Raw genomic sequence first — 14,806 nt, forward strand, 5'->3', positions numbered from 1 at the left:
CCGTGTCCCTCCTCACCGCGGGATGCGCCAAGAACGTGAATGATCCCGCCCCGGGCCCGAAGTCCCCCACCCGCTCTGCCGCTTCCGGCCCCACCCCTCCCACCCTCGCCGTCGGTAAGGCCCGCGAGCAGACGAGCGCCGTCTCCAGCCAGATCCTCGACTTGACCGGCATCAAGGAAGGCAAGGTCACCGAGCCCGGACCAGGCGTCTCCCCGTGCGACGAAGACCCGGACCACCTGTACAGGACGCGTCATCCGTGGTCGATCTATCAAGTGTCGTCCGAGGAGGTCCTGAAGCAGGGCTTCGAACGCCTCCACAGGGCGCTTCCCCGGCACGGCTGGAAGACCGTCCGATACGGTCACGACGCCAGTAAGGCCAAGACCCTCGGATTGACCGCTGACTCGACGGCCAAGCGGTTCTCGATCAACGTGGAACTGCTTGTCTCCAGCCCCGCGGCAGGCCACGAAAAGGAGCCGCTGCTCGCCGTCACGGTCGTGTCGGGCTGCTTCCGGGCACCGAAGGGCACAGACCTGAACACGGAGTACTGAGGGGTCCGGCCGCCCTGGCCCGCTGATCCGCAGGCGGCGACCGGGCTGCTGCACAATGCGGCCAAAAGAAGAAGGCCAGCTTTTCCGCTGTTCAGAAGGCTAGGCGCCCCGGCGGGAGCCAGCGAACATGGCTGGTGTTGCGCACTGCGCTGACCTACGGGTTTGTGCGACGGTGCGAGTGGAGGGGCGGGCGCGGGTGGTGCCGGTGGAAGGCGCCCCGGTCGACGGGTCGAAGCGTACGGACGCGATCGGCTACGGCATCGTCCGCCCGCGTATCGCCCTGACCAACCCCGGAAACCCGGGCCCGGCCGACCAGTACCCGCTGCCCGACTTCCCGGTGAAGGCATCCGCGAAGCCGTCCTCGTCTGCCGCCACCGGAGCGGGCGGCGGCAAGGACCACCAGACGGCAGCGAAGAGCGATGACAACTCGTCGAGCACTACGACATGGGTAGCGGCGGGAGTCGGTGCCGTGGTCGTGGCCGGTGCTGTGGTCGGCTTCACGGTCATGCGGCGCCGCAAACGTACGGCCGGATTCGGACAGGTTGCCCACCCTCAGGGGCCATACGGACCGCCACCTACGTATGGACCATCCAGCACGAATCCGCAGGACGAGCGCCGATCGTATTGAGCCACACCCAAATTCTGCCTGCGTGTTCGGTGCCCGTGATGAGGGTCTAGGTACAGATACTCAGGCTCGACTTTGAGTGATCGCACGGAGGCATCAGAAAGCCAGCACTCGTAACGTGTGCAGTAGCAATGAGGATCGGGATCGAGGGCTGGGCCGAGGAGCTTCCCGGTAGGAGACCGGGTAAGGGGGGAACGCGCATGGCGTGGGACGAGTGGGAGCAGCTCAAGAGCCAAGCGGCCGAGCGAAACACCACCCACACGCAGCTCAACAGCCTGACAGGCGAGGGCGGCTACTCTCAGCCCACCACCGGCAGCGGCGGCCCGGATCTGCTGATCACTGACACCCCGTGGACGGGTGCCGCCCGCGTCGCGAAAGAACTGCGGACCTCCACCAATACCGGTCTGACGGAATTGAAGAAGTCGGACGACGGCGTCGGCGGCGGCACCGAGGGGTTCGACTGCACGGCCGCGCTGAAGGAGATCCAGCCGACCTGGGAAGCCAGGCTGACAGCGGTCCGCGACGAATGCGACCACCTGCACGGCACGCTCGGCAAGACGGGCAAGAAGTTCGGCGAGACCGACCACAAGGTCAAGGGCGATGTCGACGGTGTGCACACGCCCAACAAGCCCGGCTGGGCCAGGTGATCTAGATGCCTACCTGGCAGCAGCTGCGCGATTTGAAGATCACCGAGTACGAGGATGCCGCCGACGGCTGGAACAACGTCAGCAACCGCTCGGATGCCGCCCGGGTCCGGGTGGACCAGGAGATGTCCATCCCCGTGCGCAGCACGCAGAAGGGCGAGACGCCGGACGCGGCGGTCGGCCGGTTGAACCAGCTGCGGGACAACTACCAGTACCTGCACAGCGAGTGCGGCTTGATCCGCACCACCCTGAACGCACTCGCCACCGAGCTGGCCGCGCCGCAGCGCAAGCTGAAACAGGCCCTGGAGGACGCGGAGTCGCTCGGGTTCACGGTCAATTCCGACGGCTCGGTGACCTACCACAACCCGGTGCCACTTGTCCCCGGCAACGGCAAGGCCACCGCCGGCTCGCAGCTGCCGTTCCTGCCCGGCAAGGGCGAGGCCCAGGGCAACGAGAACAAGGGCAAGGCCGAAGACATCGCCGAACGCATCTCCACCGCGGTCAACGACGCGGCCGAGATCGACAGCCGCTACGCCGGGACGCTGCGCAGACTCAAAGCCCCGCCAGGGCTGGCAGTCACCAAGGAGATGCTCGCCGACTCGGGCAAGGATATGCAGGCCGTCCAGAAGACCGCGGGCAACGTGGTCGACAAGGGCGACATTCCGCACGGCAAGAGTCCGGCAGAGAACAAGGGCTGGTGGGACCACCTCACCCAGGAACAGCGCGACGAGTACATGACGCTGTACCCGGCGCAGATCGGCGCCCTCGACGGCATCCCGAGCATCGCCCGCGACACCTCGAACCGGATGGTGCTCGCGCAGACGATGGCGCAGACGCAGCTCGAACTGGACCAGCTGCCCACGAACCCGCCGCAGTACATCATGAAGGGCGACCCGCCCTCCTCGGTGGTGAATCCGGCGTGGCAGAAGTGGGTCCCGCTCCACGACCGAATGACGGGCATGCAGGCGATCCAGGGCCGCCTCGATGCGAGCGGCCTGTCCGAGAAGGACAAGCAGGGCAACACCCACGCGGGATTGCCGCAGGCCTACCTCCTGGGCTTCAGTACCGAGGGTGACGGGCGCGCGATCGTCGCCACGGGCAACCCCGATACCGCCGACAACACGGCGGTTTACGTGCCGGGAACTGGAGCGAGTTTGGCCAACGCCCATGGCGACATCGGCCGGATGTCGGACCTATGGCGAAATGCCAACCAACAGTCCCCAACTCAGAGCACGTCCACCATCACGTGGATCGGCTACGACGCGCCGGACCAGATCCCCAACGCCACCGTCAAGCACTATGCCGAGGATGCTGCAGCGCCGCTCAATCAGTTCATGGACGGCCTCCAGACTGCCCAGGGTGGCCCGGACTCCAGCCACACCACGCTCATCGGCCACAGCTACGGCTCCACCACCGTCGGCGCCGCCGTCAAGGCGGACGGCCACATCGCAGCCGACGACATCCTGGTCGCCGGCAGTCCCGGCATGCTCGTCGGCAACGCTGACGACCTCGACGTCGGCAGCGACCACGTGTGGGCGGAAGGCGCCCGAAACGACCCCGTCCCCGCTCTGGGAAAGAGATTCCTCGCCGGAAGCGAGATGGGCGTCTCGACCTGGCACCACATCCCGTACAACGCCGGATACATCCAGAACATCCCTACCGACGAGGCGTTCGGCGCGCACCGCATGGACGTCGACACCAGTGGCCACAGCGGCTACTGGGACTATGGTTCTGTGTCTTTGCAGAACCAGGGGGCCGTAGTGGTCGGCAAATACGGCGACGTGAAGGAATGATCGTGAACTCGCTCAGGAATCGGCCCAGCTGGCGGTGGGGCACCTTCACCATGGCCGTGGCCCTTCCGCTTCTGTTGACAGGATGTTCCAAGGACGTGAAAGACGACCCCGGCCACAAGACACCGCCCCCCACCCTGTCCGTCGACAAGGCCCGCGAGAAGGCCAGCTCCCTCTCCAGCCAGATCCTCGACATGATCGCCATCAAAGAAGGCAAGGTCACCGAACCCGGGCCTGGCATCTCCACCTGCGACGAGGATCCCGACCACCTGTACAAGACGCGTCACCCGTGGTCGATCTACGAAGTGGCACCCGAGAAGCTCCAGGCGGGGTTCCAAAGGCTCAAGGACGCGCTGCCCAGTCACGGCTGGAAGATCGTCGACTACGGGCAGGACAGCAGCCCCAACAAGAACCTCGAACTGACCGCGGACTCCAAGACCGAACGGTTCTCCGTCAACGCTTCCCTGCACATCACCGGCGAGTCCGGCAAGAAGGAACCACTCCTCGAAGTCACTGTCGTCTCTGGCTGCTTCAAGGCTCCGAAGGGCACGGACCTCAACAAGGAGTACTAGCCGCGCTGGGGAGCTTCAGGACTTCATCCGCGCAATTCACTCCGACGCCGAGGTGCAGGCAGGCAGAGCAGTGGGGTTCTTGAGTAGGTGGACCGGTACGAGGTTCCCGGACGGCCGTGCCCCGAAGCCGGTGACCGACGTCCGTGAGGCCCTGCTCTCGCTGAACCGCCCGGACCTACCGTTCAGCGTGCGGGAAGGACAGCAGGGGGAGAAGGCGGACCTGGTGGCGGAGTGCCACATCAAGAGGGTCGGCCTGAGAATGAAGATCAGCATGCGCCTGGTCCCGGAGAAGCACGAGGTGCGCGTCCTCCACGAGCGGTGGGTGAACCGTGCCGCTGGCAACGCCGACAAGGAGTACGGGCGTGGTCACGCGTCTGCGGTATTCACTCAGAAGGAAACGGTGACGGGGCCCGACGGCCGGAAGCGACGCGTTGAGGTGTTCCGTTTCGACACCCGGGAGATGACGAACCCCCTGGAGGTCGCGGTCCTGCGGGCGGGGTGGACCTGGCGGGGAGTGTTCCAGCTCTGACGGCGGCTCAACTCCGCTGTGGAAGGAAGTGCCTATGGGCCGCTATCTGGACTGGCGGTATGGAAACAGATACCCGGATGAGGGTGTCGAGCCGATGGAACGCTCCCATGTCGAGGCGGCCTTGCTCGCGCTCAACGGCCCCGACAAGCCCTACCGCGTGCGCGCTGGATTCTCCCGAGAGAACGCGGACGTGGTGGCGGAGTGGAACGTGACCGACCCGGCGACTGGCAGCGGACGAGGACGACGGCAGGTCGAGCGCACGGTGAAGTTCCGGATACGACTGAACGGCGCGACCCACGAGGCCGAAGTCTGCGTCGACATCGAGGAGATCACTCGGGCCGGAGATCCGGCCAAGCGGATCGTGGAACGAAAGCGCGGCAGTGGGCCAAAGACCCGTGCCTGGAAGGGGACAGGGAACTTCAAGAAGGGCCCCGACGGCAAGCGCCACCTCGTCTACGACTACCGCTTCGACTCCAACGACCTCCGGGACCCGCTACAGAAGGTCGTGCTCTCATCGGGGTGGATGTGGCAAGGCGCGCACTTGCCATGACTCTTGGGCGTATAGGGAGACCGTAGGCAGAAGAGGGCGGAGCGGTGGCGCGATGAAATCATGTCTCTGCTGCTGGAGTTGGGCTTCGATCTTGGTGGGGCCTGGCTGGATCGGGAGCGCAATCAGTTCGTGTAGCTGATTACCGAAGAGGGGCGGAGACTAAAGTCGAGCGCAACGCGCTGTACGATTCCCAGATCCAGCACGACCTCCTTGACCGTGAAACGGAACCGGGGACCCGCTCCCGTCCTGACAAGCAGCCGCCGGTCCTCCGCGTACTGCCTTGATCGCTCGGACAGCTCGATGGGCCCTGACTCCATGAATTCTCCGTTGATCGCCCCTGTGACGACAGCCAAGTCCGCCGGGCAGTCCCCTGCGGCGGAAGAACGAGTCTCCCGACGAAGTCAGCCTGCGAACGGGTCGGTTGCTGCCTCGGACTGTGGCACTCGTACGCCCGGCTCGGCGATGAGCGGCGCTGGAAAAGGGCAAGGGCCCAGCTTGACGCCGCAGGGATGTGGCTCATGCGTCGGCGGGGAGGAACTTCGTGAACAGCGGAGGGGCCTACGTGCCGACTGCGAAATGGTTGAACTCTCCTGCCTGTACGCCAAGTACGAACGCGTCCCACATGGCGCGCGTCGTCGTGACGATGGCGTCTGGGGCGGAGGTTTCGCGTAGGTACACCAACTCGCCGTCGCCGAAGGCGATCTCGAGCCAGGGGCCGGGGCCGGTGGCTTCTTCGGGGGCGGCTCGGTGCCAGTCAAGGTCTGAGGGGTCGTCAGGCAAGCCTCCCTTCGGCGCAGCTCACGGCCCGATCTGCCACGAGGGTCGAGGCCAGCCTGCATATCGGTGGATGAACCTTTCCCGATCTGCTGTGGTCGGCAGTGCCGCCGTGACCACGTGCGACGGCAAGTGATCGTTTGGCACAGATCGCCGAGATTTTCTCGATAGAAGGTATGACCCACAGACACGCGCGTACCCCATATCTAGCCGCCCCGCGCCTGCCCGTATGGTCCACCCCTCTGCGGGAGGAGGCGTGACTGGGGCGCACAACAGCCGTCGCGCTGGCGACAGTTCGGGCGAACCCCTGCCCGCGCTTGACAGGGGCGATGGTGCGGAGCGTCCATCGTCGACGACCGCCGCCGATGGGCCACCGGACACGATTCACCGGACCGAGCGGACGCACCGTGGGATGACGTCGACGGTCACCGTCCGCTACGCCGTGATCGACGGGGCCGACGGCCGAGCGCTCGCCCAGCGCCAAGCCGCTGCGATCCGCTACGCCCTCGCCTGGCTGGCAGTTCATCCCGACCTCGACGAGACCAATGAACGGCACCACGACCGCTCCGGCGAGGCAGAGGCCTGAAAGGCAGATGATGACCACACCGTCGGTACCCACAGCATTCGGGGGCCGAGCGGCTCCAGGAATGCCTTGGGGCTCGCCCGTCCTTGACCCACCCTCCGCCCGGGCCACGGTCCCCGTAGCTTGGCTCGGGCGCACCTCAACCGAAAGACTCCCAGGACCCCACGCTCTCCCTGCCCCGGCAGCTGCGCAACGCACGCGCCGCGCTGCCGCCTGGATGGGTGATCGTCGCGCACTTCTACGACGTCGAGTCCGGGCGCAAGGAACTCGACGAGCGCGGTCGCAGCCGCGCTCACGAACGCTTCGCCATTCCCATCCCGCGCGACGGCGGCATCGCAGACCTGTTGGACGAGGCCGCGAGCCCGGGACGCAGATTCGCCGCCGTGATCTGCGAATCGATCGAACGTGTTGCCCGCCGTACGTACTTCGGCACCAAGATCGAGCACGAGCTGGAGAGCAACGGCGTCGCCCTGTGCGCCGCCGACGAACCGATCCTCACCAGCGCCACCGCCAAACGCGCGACCCCGACCCTGACCCGGCGCGTGAAGCAGGCCGTCGCCGAGTGGTACGTCCTGCAGATGCTGGAGCTGTCCTGGGACGGCTTCATCGAGCACACCGAACAGGGCTGGAACGTCGGCAAGCCCCCGTACGGATACCTCGCCGACAAGGCCCCCCACCCCGTACCCGCCCGCCGGGCCGAGGGCCGCACCAAGCACAGGCTCGTCCCGGACCCGCTCTGCGGGCCAGTGGTCTCCGAGATCTTCCGGCTGCGCGCATTGGAACGGCTCACCTACCGGGCGTTCGCCGACCGGCTCAACCGGAACTTGGCGAAGTACCCGCCTCCAGTGGCGAACAAGACCACCTCCACCGTCGGCAAGTGGACCGTCCGGTCCGTCCGCGGCATCCTCGAGAACCCCGAATACACCGGCTACCAGGTCTGGAACCGCAAGGCCCGCAAGGAGCGCGGCAACAAGACCAACCCGGTCTCCGAATGGATCTGGTCCCCGCGCCCCGTCCACGAACCCTTGGTCACACGGGAGCTGTTCGACTCCGTCTGGGCCGACAAGGGATCTCGCCAAGGCTCACGCTCAGGCTCCGAGCCCAACACCCACCCCGCGACCACCCGCACCTATCCGCTGCGTTCCTACGTCTACTGCGCCCTGTGCGACCGTCGGATGTTCGGCAAGGTCAGCAAGGATCTCCCGTACCGCGTCTGCTACAAGGACGAGACCCGCCGCAGCAAAGCCGAATGGTTCGACCAGCACCCCAAGGCACTGTGGCTGAGCGAGAAGATCTTGCTCGATGCCATCCACTGGTATTTTGCCGACCGGATCTTCGGTCCACGCCGCGAGGAGTTCCTTGCGGCTCAGCTCGGCGCGGGCCAGGAACCGGCGAACGTCGTGAACGCCGCGACCTTCACCAGAAGTTGCACGAGCACCAGCAACGAGCCACAGCCGGGTCGCCGGCCCAGAACACGGCACTGATCAAGCTGCTGCCACAGCTCAGCACCCGGTTGAGCGCGCTCCCTGAGGAAGCCCAGCGACAGCTCTACGACGCCTTCCGGCTGGAGGTCCGCTACCTGCGCCCCCACCGCGAGATTCAACTTCAGGTGACCATCCCGGCCGCGACCGCCACCGAACTGGCGGATCTCACGGCGCGCACCCTCACTCCGCTGACGGTCCGAGAAGACTCTGACCAGCCATGTTCTGGGCGCCCCCGGCAGGACTCGAACCTGCGGCCAAGCGCTTAGAAGGCGCCTGCTCTATCCACTGAGCTACGGGGGCCGGTGTGTGGCCGGGTGGGTCGGGCGGGTGGATGTGGGGGAGATCCGCGCCCTTGCCGGGGACAAGGATAGGGCTCCCTGGACCCGGTCCTTGCTGCTTCGCTGTCACGCCGTGATGTGGAGGTTCAGTGAAGCGGTCCTGATAATCGCAGGCAGGTACGAATCCTGCATCGCTTTTGGCGCCTCGCGCCCCGGGTGTTGTGCACTCGTTATGCCTGCGCCCCCTGTCTCCCCTTTGCTCCCGCTGTGCGCTTCCTGTGGGTGAGTGTGGCGGATCGCACGCCTACCGCACCCCCGTACACGCCGTTACGCCCCGGTATGCGCCAACACCCGCCGTCACGCATCGCTACGCGCGCGTGACGCCCCGCCGCGTCAACTCCGGGAGCAATCGCCTCACCCGCCCCAGCGACCCGCCCGAGCGATCGCCCCGGCGACCCGCCTCACCGCCCGCCCCGGCGACCCCTCGGCAGGCCGCCCCGGCGGCCCCCCGCTCCGCCGTAGGCGTCGTCTTGGCGCGCAGAAGTGGCCATATGCTTCAAAAAGCCGACAGGCTTGGGCATTCTTCGCATGTGGTGACCTTGGACGTACGGCCTAAGCTGCTCGACGCACTGACCGCGCTGCGCGACCGCGTCGCCGCCGCGCGCTTCCCGCTTCCCCTCGCGGGAGCGCCACGCGCGCGTGCCAACCGCACCGAACTGCTCGCGCAGCTCGACGACTACCTGGTGCCCCGCCTGCGCGCCCCCGAGGCGCCGCTGCTCGCCGTCGTCGGCGGCTCCACCGGCGCCGGGAAGTCGACCCTGGTCAACTCCCTCGTCGGACGCGTCGTCAGCGAGGCGGGCGTGCTGCGCCCCACCACCCGTACGCCCGTCCTCGTCTGCCACCCCGACGACCACCACTGGTTCTCCGGCATGCGCGTCCTGCCCGACCTCACGCGCGTGTGGGTGCCCCGCCAGGCCGAACCCGACGGCGCCGACGACAAGAGCGAGGACGAGAACGACGCGCTCGACCCGCTCCTCGACGACGGGCAGCGCGTCCTGCGCGTCGAGACCGCCGGCACCCTGCCCCGCGGCCTCGCCCTGCTCGACGCCCCCGACATCGACTCCCTGGTCGCCGACAACCGCCTGCTCGCCGCCCGCCTGATCAGCGCCGCCGACGTATGGATCATGGTCACCACCGCCTCCCGTTACGCCGACGCCGTCCCCTGGCACCTCCTGCGCACCGCCAAGGAGCACGACGCCTCCCTGGTGACGGTCCTCGACCGCGTACCGCACCAGGTCGTCACCGAGGTCTCACGCCAGTACGAGGCACTGCTCACCAAGGCGGGACTCGGCGAGGTCCCCCGCTTCACCGTGCCCGAACTGCCCGAGTCCACCGGAGGCGGCGGCCTCCTGCCCGCCACCGCCGTCGCCCCGCTGCGCGCCTGGCTCACCCACCGCGCCCAGGACCCCGACGCCCGCGCCCTCGCCGTCACCCGCACCGCCCGCGGCGCCCTGGAGTCCCTGCGTGCCCGAATGCCGGAGCTGGCCTCCGCGGTCGCCGCCCAGTACAGCGCCGCCGTCCGGCTCACCGCCGCCGTCGAGGACGCGTACGACAGTGAGCACGCGCGCGTACGCGAACGGCTGCACAAGGGCGGTGTCCTCGCCGGTGACGCCCTCAAGCGCTGGCGCAGCTACCCCGTCGACTGCACCGCGGGCGAACTCCTCGACGCTCTTGTCGAAAGTCTCGGCGCGCTGCTGCTGTGCGCGGTGACCGCCGCCGACGAACGCGTCGACGACGCCTGGCGGCGCGAACCCGGCGGGCGCGCCCCCGAACTGACCGCCCCCGACCCCGGCGCGGGCGGCGCCGAACACCGGGTGGGCATCGCCGTACGACGCTGGCGGCGCGTCCTCGAGGAGTACGCCGACGAGGAGGTGCGGGCCGTCGCGGACGCGCAGGGCGGCGCGCCCGCGCTGCCCGACCCGGAGGTCGTCGCCGCGCTCGTCGCCACCGCCCTGCTCGGCGGCCGCCGGGCCCGCGCGGCGGGCGAGAACCTCGCCGAACGCATCGGCGCCCAGGCCGCCCTGCGCCTGCGCGACCGCGCCGGACGCCTGCTCGGCGAGTACCTGGACAGCGTCCTCGGCGCCGAACGCGAACGCCGCCTCGCCCCCCTCGACGCGCTCGGCGTCACCCCCGAGTCCCAGGCCGAACTGATCGCGGCCCTGTCGCTGTTGCAGAAGGAGAGGTGAGGGCGGTGAGCGCCGTCACGGATCAGAGCGAGAAGACCGGCCCCTGGGACGACGGCCTCATCGCCCGGCGTGCCGACGCGCGCGCGGGCGACCTGCTGGAGCGGCCCGGCACCGGCCCCGACAGCGCGGACGGGCGCGAGGACGCACGGCTCGTCCAGCGCCTCGACGCGCTGCGCGAACTCGTCGGACTGTCCCGCGCGCGCCTCGACGACACCACCTTGGGCGAGGCCGGCCGGGTGCTCGACGAGGCCGCGGCCCGCCGCCGGCTGTCCGCGCGGCACACCGTCGTCGCCATCGCGGGCGCCACGGGCAGCGGCAAGTCCACCCTGTTCAACGCCCTGGCCGGGGTCCCCCTGTCGGAGACCGGGCTGCGCAGGCCCACCACGTGCGCGCCCATCGCGTGCAGCTGGACCGACGGCGCGGCAGGGCTGCTCGACCGGCTCGGCATCCCGGGGCGCTCGCGCCGCCGCCCGTTGCAGAGCCAGCAGCACGACGCCGTGCTCGACGGACTGGTCCTCGTCGACCTGCCCGACCACGACTCGGCCGCCCCCGAACACCGCGCGCAGGTGGACCGCGTGATCGGCCTGGTCGACGCCGTGATCTGGGTCGTCGACCCGGAGAAGTACGCCGACGCGATGCTGCACGAGCGCTATCTGCGGCCCATGGCCGGCCACGCCGAGGTCATGTTCGTGGTCCTCAACCAGATCGACCGGCTGCCCGGCGACGCCGCCGAACAGGTCCTCGACGACCTGCGCCGCCTCCTGGACGAGGACGGCATCGCGCTCGGCGAACACGGCGAACCCGGCGCGACCGTCCTCGCCCTGTCCGCGCTGACCGGCGACGGCGTCGGCGAACTGCGCGAGACGCTGGACCAGTTCACCGCCGAGCGCCGCGCCGCCGCCCGCCGTATCGCCGCCGACGTGACCACCGCCGCCGACCGGCTGCGCCCCGTGTACGCGGCGGGCCGCCAGGTCGGGCTGAGCGAGGAGGCCCGCGAGGAGTTCGCCGACCGGCTCGCGGAGGCCGTCGGCGCCGCCGCCGCGGGCCAGGCCGCCGAACGGGCCTGGGCGCGCGGCGCGAACCGGGCCTGCGGCACGCCCTGGCTGCGGCTGTGGCGCTGGTACGAGGACCGGCGCGCCGCGGGTTCCCAGCCGCCGGCGCCGGAGGTGCCGCTGGAGGAGGAGGCCACGGCGCGGCAGCGGGTCGAGCACGCGGCACGCGCGGTCGGGGACGCCGCCGCAACGGGGCTGCCCGCGCCCTGGGCGCAGGCGGTGCGGGAAGCCGCCGCGCGCGGCGCCGAAGGGCTGCCGGAGGCCCTCGACGAGTTGGCCGTCGGCGCCACCGCCGTCGGACCCCCGCCCGGGGCTGCCCGCTCGGGCCCGCGCGGGCAGCGCGGCGCGTACGACACCGAGGCGGGGGCGCAGCGGGCGCCGCGCCCGGGATGGTGGCCGGTCGCGGTGCTGGTCCAGGCGGCGATGACGCTGATCCAGATCGTCGGCGGGCTGTGGCTGGTGGCGCAGATCGTGGGCGTCGTGCCGCCGAACCTGGGGGTGCCGGTGCTGATGATGCTGACGGGGATCGTGGGCGGCCCGTGCGTGGAGTGGGCGTGCCGGCTGGCCGCGAGAGGCCCTGCGCGCCGTTACGGGCAGGACGCCGAACGCGCCCTGCGTGACGCCGCCGCCGCGTGCGGGCGGGCCCGGGTCCTCGATCCGGTCGCGGCGGAGCTGCTGCGGTACCGGGAGGTGCGCGAGCAATACGTTCGGGTGACGGGGTTTTCCACAACCGGCCGGTAGGACACAGGCCGCGGCGGGGATCGGGCGGCGGGGGCAGTCTGGGTCGTGCGGTCGGCCGGAGGGTCCGGCACCGGCCGTACGACGCTGACGCGGATGTGGACGGGGAGGGGAGCGGGACATGAACGAGACGCTGCTGACGGTGGTGGGGAACGTGGCGACGACGCCGGTGTACCGGGAGCTGCCGACGGGGCCGGTGGCCCGGTTCAGGCTCGCGGTGACGGCCCGTCACTTCGACCGGGTGCGGAACGTGTGGAGTGACGGCCACACCAACTTCTTCACGGTGTGGGCCAAGGGGAGCCTCGGGAGCAATGTGCAGGCGTCGCTCGCGGTGGGCGAACCGGTCATCGTGCAGGGCCGGTTGAAGGTGCGCGACGAGGAGCGGGGCGGCCAGCACTGGACGTCGGCGGACATCCAGGCGACGGCGGTCGGGCACGATCTGTCGCGCGGGACGGCCGCGTACCGCAGGGCGACGCGGCGCGCGGGCGCGGACCCGGGGCCGGGCGCGGAGACGGGTGAGGGGGCCGGGGCGGGGGTGCCGGGCGGCGCGGACGAGCCGTCGTTCGAGGTGCGCCCCGCGCCGGCGAAGAGGACGGGCGAACCGGCTCCGGCACTCCCGCAGGCGGCGTCCGTCGGCTGAAGCGGAACCGGCGATTTGTCGATAAGTGCAGCTCAAAGCCCGTGTCGGCGATAACGATTGCGATTCGGATCGGTTGCCGGAGGAAACCTCCGGGGATCATGTGTGGCCCTTTCCCTAGGATGCCGGGCGTAGCTCAAGAAGCTTCGCGGGACTCAAGGGTCAATTGAATCGCACGAGTTGATACGGACTTCGCGGGCCATGCGGCTGCTTCGCTCCGGCCTCGACCGTGCCGGCGGGACACCACCCCCCATGTGTCGAACCGTCCTGCCTGAAGGGGAATCACGTGTTTGGAGTGTTCGCACGGGCCGTGCGACGCAGTCGGGTCGCCTCCCGTCTCGCCGCGGCGGCCCTGGTGTCGGGACTCGCGCTGACCGGGGCGATATCGGGCACCGGTAGCGCCTTCGCGGACGACGGCACCGCGGATCAGGGCGGCGCGAGCGCCACGCTCGGCGGCCTGGAGACGTACGGGACGGCGGTCGTCCGCGTGGACGGGCGCGACGAGAAGGTCGCGGCGGGCCTGTTCCGGATGGACGTGGACGGCGGCGGCATGCTGCGGACCTACTGCGTCGACATCCAGAACCCGACGCAGCCGGACGCCCGTTACAGCGAGTCGTCGTGGAGCGGCACCTCGCTCGGTGCCAACCCGGACGCCGGCAAGATCCGCTGGATCCTGCAGAACTCCTACCCGCAGGTCAACGATCTGGCGGCGCTCGCCCGCGCCGCCGGCACCCCGGCCCTCACCGAGCAGGACGCGGCGGCCGGCACCCAGGTCGCCATCTGGCGCTACTCGGACCGGGCCGACGTCAAGGCGTCGAGCCCGGCCGCCGAGAAGCTGGCCGACCACCTGTACGGCAGCGCGCGGCGGCTCGGGGAGCCCGGCGCCTCGCTGAGCCTGACCCCGGGCGCCGTGTCGGGCAGGCCGGGGGAGCGGATCGGGCCGGTGACCGTGCGCACGGACGCCGAGAGCGTGATGCTGACGCCGCCCGCCGAGGCCGCGTCGGGCGGAGTGAAGGTCGTCGACCGGCGCGGCAAGCCGGTGACCTCGGTCGCCGACGGCGGCAAGGTCTTCTTCGACGTACCGAAGGACGCGGACCCCGGCTCGGCGGAGCTGACGGCGCAGGCGTCGACGACGGTTCCGGTGGGCCGCGTGTTCACCTCCGACACCCGCAGCCAGGCGCAGATCCTGGCCGGGTCGAGCGAGTCCACGGTCGCCGCCACGACCACGGCGACCTGGGCCGGGCACGGCGCGATACCGGCGGTCTCGGCCCGCAAGAACTGCAGAGCGGGCGGCCTGGACATCACGGCGGCCAACAGGGGCGACGCGCCGTTCTCCTTCACCCTCATGGGCACCCGGCACACGATCGAGGCCGGGGCCACGCGGACGGTGACGGTGCCGTTGCAGGAGGACCAGGCGTACGACTTCACGATCACCGGGCCGAACGGCTTCGAGAAGAGACTGCGCGGGGTGCTCGACTGCCGGACGGCCGCGGCGGCGTCGCCGGACGAGGGCCTGCGTTCGCAGACGGTCGCCCAGCCGAGCCCCGCCTCCGTGGGCGGCACCGGCGCCGGTGCGAGCGGCACGGACCTCGCGGAGACCGGCAGCTCGGGCGCCACGCCGGTCATCGCGGGTGCGGCGATCCTCCTCGTGCTCGTAGGCGGCGGGGCGCTGGTCCTCGCGCGCAGGAAGAAGGGGCCGCAGGAGCCCCCGCCGGCTACCGGAGGGGAGTGAGCCCCGCCGGGCGCGCGGCGCGGA

The 14,806-nt window shown here is 69.9% G+C and carries 13 protein-coding genes and 1 tRNA gene; 12 read left to right on the forward strand and 2 right to left on the reverse strand.

Translation table 11 applies throughout. The features are described from left to right. The first annotated feature begins 35 nt into the window (after positions 1–35). From ACZ7LY_RS23090 to ACZ7LY_RS23115, 6 genes are all read left to right on the forward strand, one after another. On the forward strand, positions 36–548 hold the full coding sequence (locus ACZ7LY_RS23090; RefSeq protein ID WP_471626555.1) for a hypothetical protein: 513 nt from the start codon (positions 36–38) through the stop codon (positions 546–548). Between the two features lie 825 nt (positions 549–1,373). Beyond that, positions 1,374–1,820, forward strand: coding sequence for a hypothetical protein (locus tag ACZ7LY_RS23095; RefSeq protein WP_471626556.1), 447 nt, complete (start codon positions 1,374–1,376; stop codon positions 1,818–1,820). 5 nt (positions 1,821–1,825) lie between these two features. Next, positions 1,826–3,610 (forward strand): alpha/beta hydrolase, encoded by a 1,785-nt coding sequence (locus tag ACZ7LY_RS23100; RefSeq protein ID WP_471626557.1) that lies wholly within the window; start codon positions 1,826–1,828, stop codon positions 3,608–3,610. 95 nt (positions 3,611–3,705) lie between these two features. Next, positions 3,706–4,179, forward strand: a complete 474-nt coding sequence (locus tag ACZ7LY_RS23105; RefSeq protein WP_471626558.1) for a hypothetical protein — start codon at positions 3,706–3,708, stop codon at positions 4,177–4,179. A 130-nt stretch (positions 4,180–4,309) separates the two neighbouring features. Continuing rightward, complete coding sequence (locus ACZ7LY_RS23110) at positions 4,310–4,708, forward strand: hypothetical protein (RefSeq protein WP_471626559.1); 399 nt, start codon at positions 4,310–4,312, stop codon at positions 4,706–4,708. A 34-nt stretch (positions 4,709–4,742) separates the two neighbouring features. Then, positions 4,743–5,258 carry a hypothetical protein gene (locus ACZ7LY_RS23115; RefSeq protein WP_471626560.1) on the forward strand — a complete coding sequence of 172 codons (516 nt, stop codon included), beginning with the start codon at positions 4,743–4,745 and terminating at the stop codon, positions 5,256–5,258. Positions 5,259–5,816: 558 nt separating this feature from the next. On the opposite strand, the gene ACZ7LY_RS23120 is transcribed toward ACZ7LY_RS23115, so the two are convergent. Then, positions 5,817–6,038 carry a DUF397 domain-containing protein gene (locus tag ACZ7LY_RS23120; protein WP_471626561.1) on the reverse strand — a complete coding sequence of 74 codons (222 nt, stop codon included), beginning with the start codon at positions 6,036–6,038 and terminating at the stop codon, positions 5,817–5,819. Between the two features lie 406 nt (positions 6,039–6,444). On the opposite strand from ACZ7LY_RS23120, the gene ACZ7LY_RS23125 reads away from it, so the two are divergent. Continuing rightward, complete coding sequence (locus ACZ7LY_RS23125) at positions 6,445–6,618, forward strand: hypothetical protein (RefSeq protein ID WP_471626562.1); 174 nt, start codon at positions 6,445–6,447, stop codon at positions 6,616–6,618. A gap of 218 nt (positions 6,619–6,836) precedes the next feature. Beyond that, entirely contained in the window at positions 6,837–8,099 is a 1,263-nt protein-coding gene (locus tag ACZ7LY_RS23130; RefSeq protein ID WP_471626563.1) for a recombinase family protein, read from the forward strand. 227 nt (positions 8,100–8,326) lie between these two features. Here ACZ7LY_RS23130 and ACZ7LY_RS23135 read toward each other — a convergent pair. Continuing rightward, positions 8,327–8,399 (reverse strand) — tRNA-Arg (locus ACZ7LY_RS23135). A 568-nt stretch (positions 8,400–8,967) separates the two neighbouring features. Here ACZ7LY_RS23135 and ACZ7LY_RS23140 point away from each other — a divergent pair. The 4 genes from ACZ7LY_RS23140 (at position 8,968) to ACZ7LY_RS23155 (ending at position 14,782) form a co-directional block, all read left to right on the forward strand. After that, entirely contained in the window at positions 8,968–10,623 is a 1,656-nt protein-coding gene (locus ACZ7LY_RS23140) for a dynamin family protein (RefSeq protein ID WP_471626564.1), read from the forward strand. A gap of 5 nt (positions 10,624–10,628) precedes the next feature. After that, positions 10,629–12,416, forward strand: coding sequence for a YfjP family GTPase (locus ACZ7LY_RS23145; RefSeq protein WP_471626565.1), 1,788 nt, complete (start codon positions 10,629–10,631; stop codon positions 12,414–12,416). A gap of 118 nt (positions 12,417–12,534) precedes the next feature. Continuing rightward, positions 12,535–13,053: a single-stranded DNA-binding protein gene (locus ACZ7LY_RS23150; RefSeq protein WP_471626566.1), complete on the forward strand. Its 519-nt coding sequence runs from the start codon at positions 12,535–12,537 to the stop codon at positions 13,051–13,053. Between the two features lie 307 nt (positions 13,054–13,360). Further along, a complete protein-coding gene (locus ACZ7LY_RS23155) occupies positions 13,361–14,782 on the forward strand; it encodes a Cys-Gln thioester bond-forming surface protein (RefSeq protein ID WP_471626567.1) in 1,422 nt (473 codons plus the stop codon). Positions 14,783–14,806: the final 24 nt, after the last annotated feature.

This window comes from Streptomyces sp. NPDC107550, assembly GCF_055639095.1.

Coding starts and splice junctions, on each gene's coding strand:
- ACZ7LY_RS23095 (WP_471626556.1), top strand. CDS start 1,374: ATGGCGTGGGACGAGTGGGAGCAGCTCAAGAGCCAAGCGGCCGAGCGA.
- ACZ7LY_RS23100 (WP_471626557.1), top strand. CDS start 1,826: ATGCCTACCTGGCAGCAGCTGCGCGATTTGAAGATCACCGAGTACGAG.
- ACZ7LY_RS23115 (WP_471626560.1), top strand. CDS start 4,743: ATGGGCCGCTATCTGGACTGGCGGTATGGAAACAGATACCCGGATGAG.
- ACZ7LY_RS23125 (WP_471626562.1), top strand. CDS start 6,445: ATGACGTCGACGGTCACCGTCCGCTACGCCGTGATCGACGGGGCCGAC.
- ACZ7LY_RS23150 (WP_471626566.1), top strand. CDS start 12,535: ATGAACGAGACGCTGCTGACGGTGGTGGGGAACGTGGCGACGACGCCG.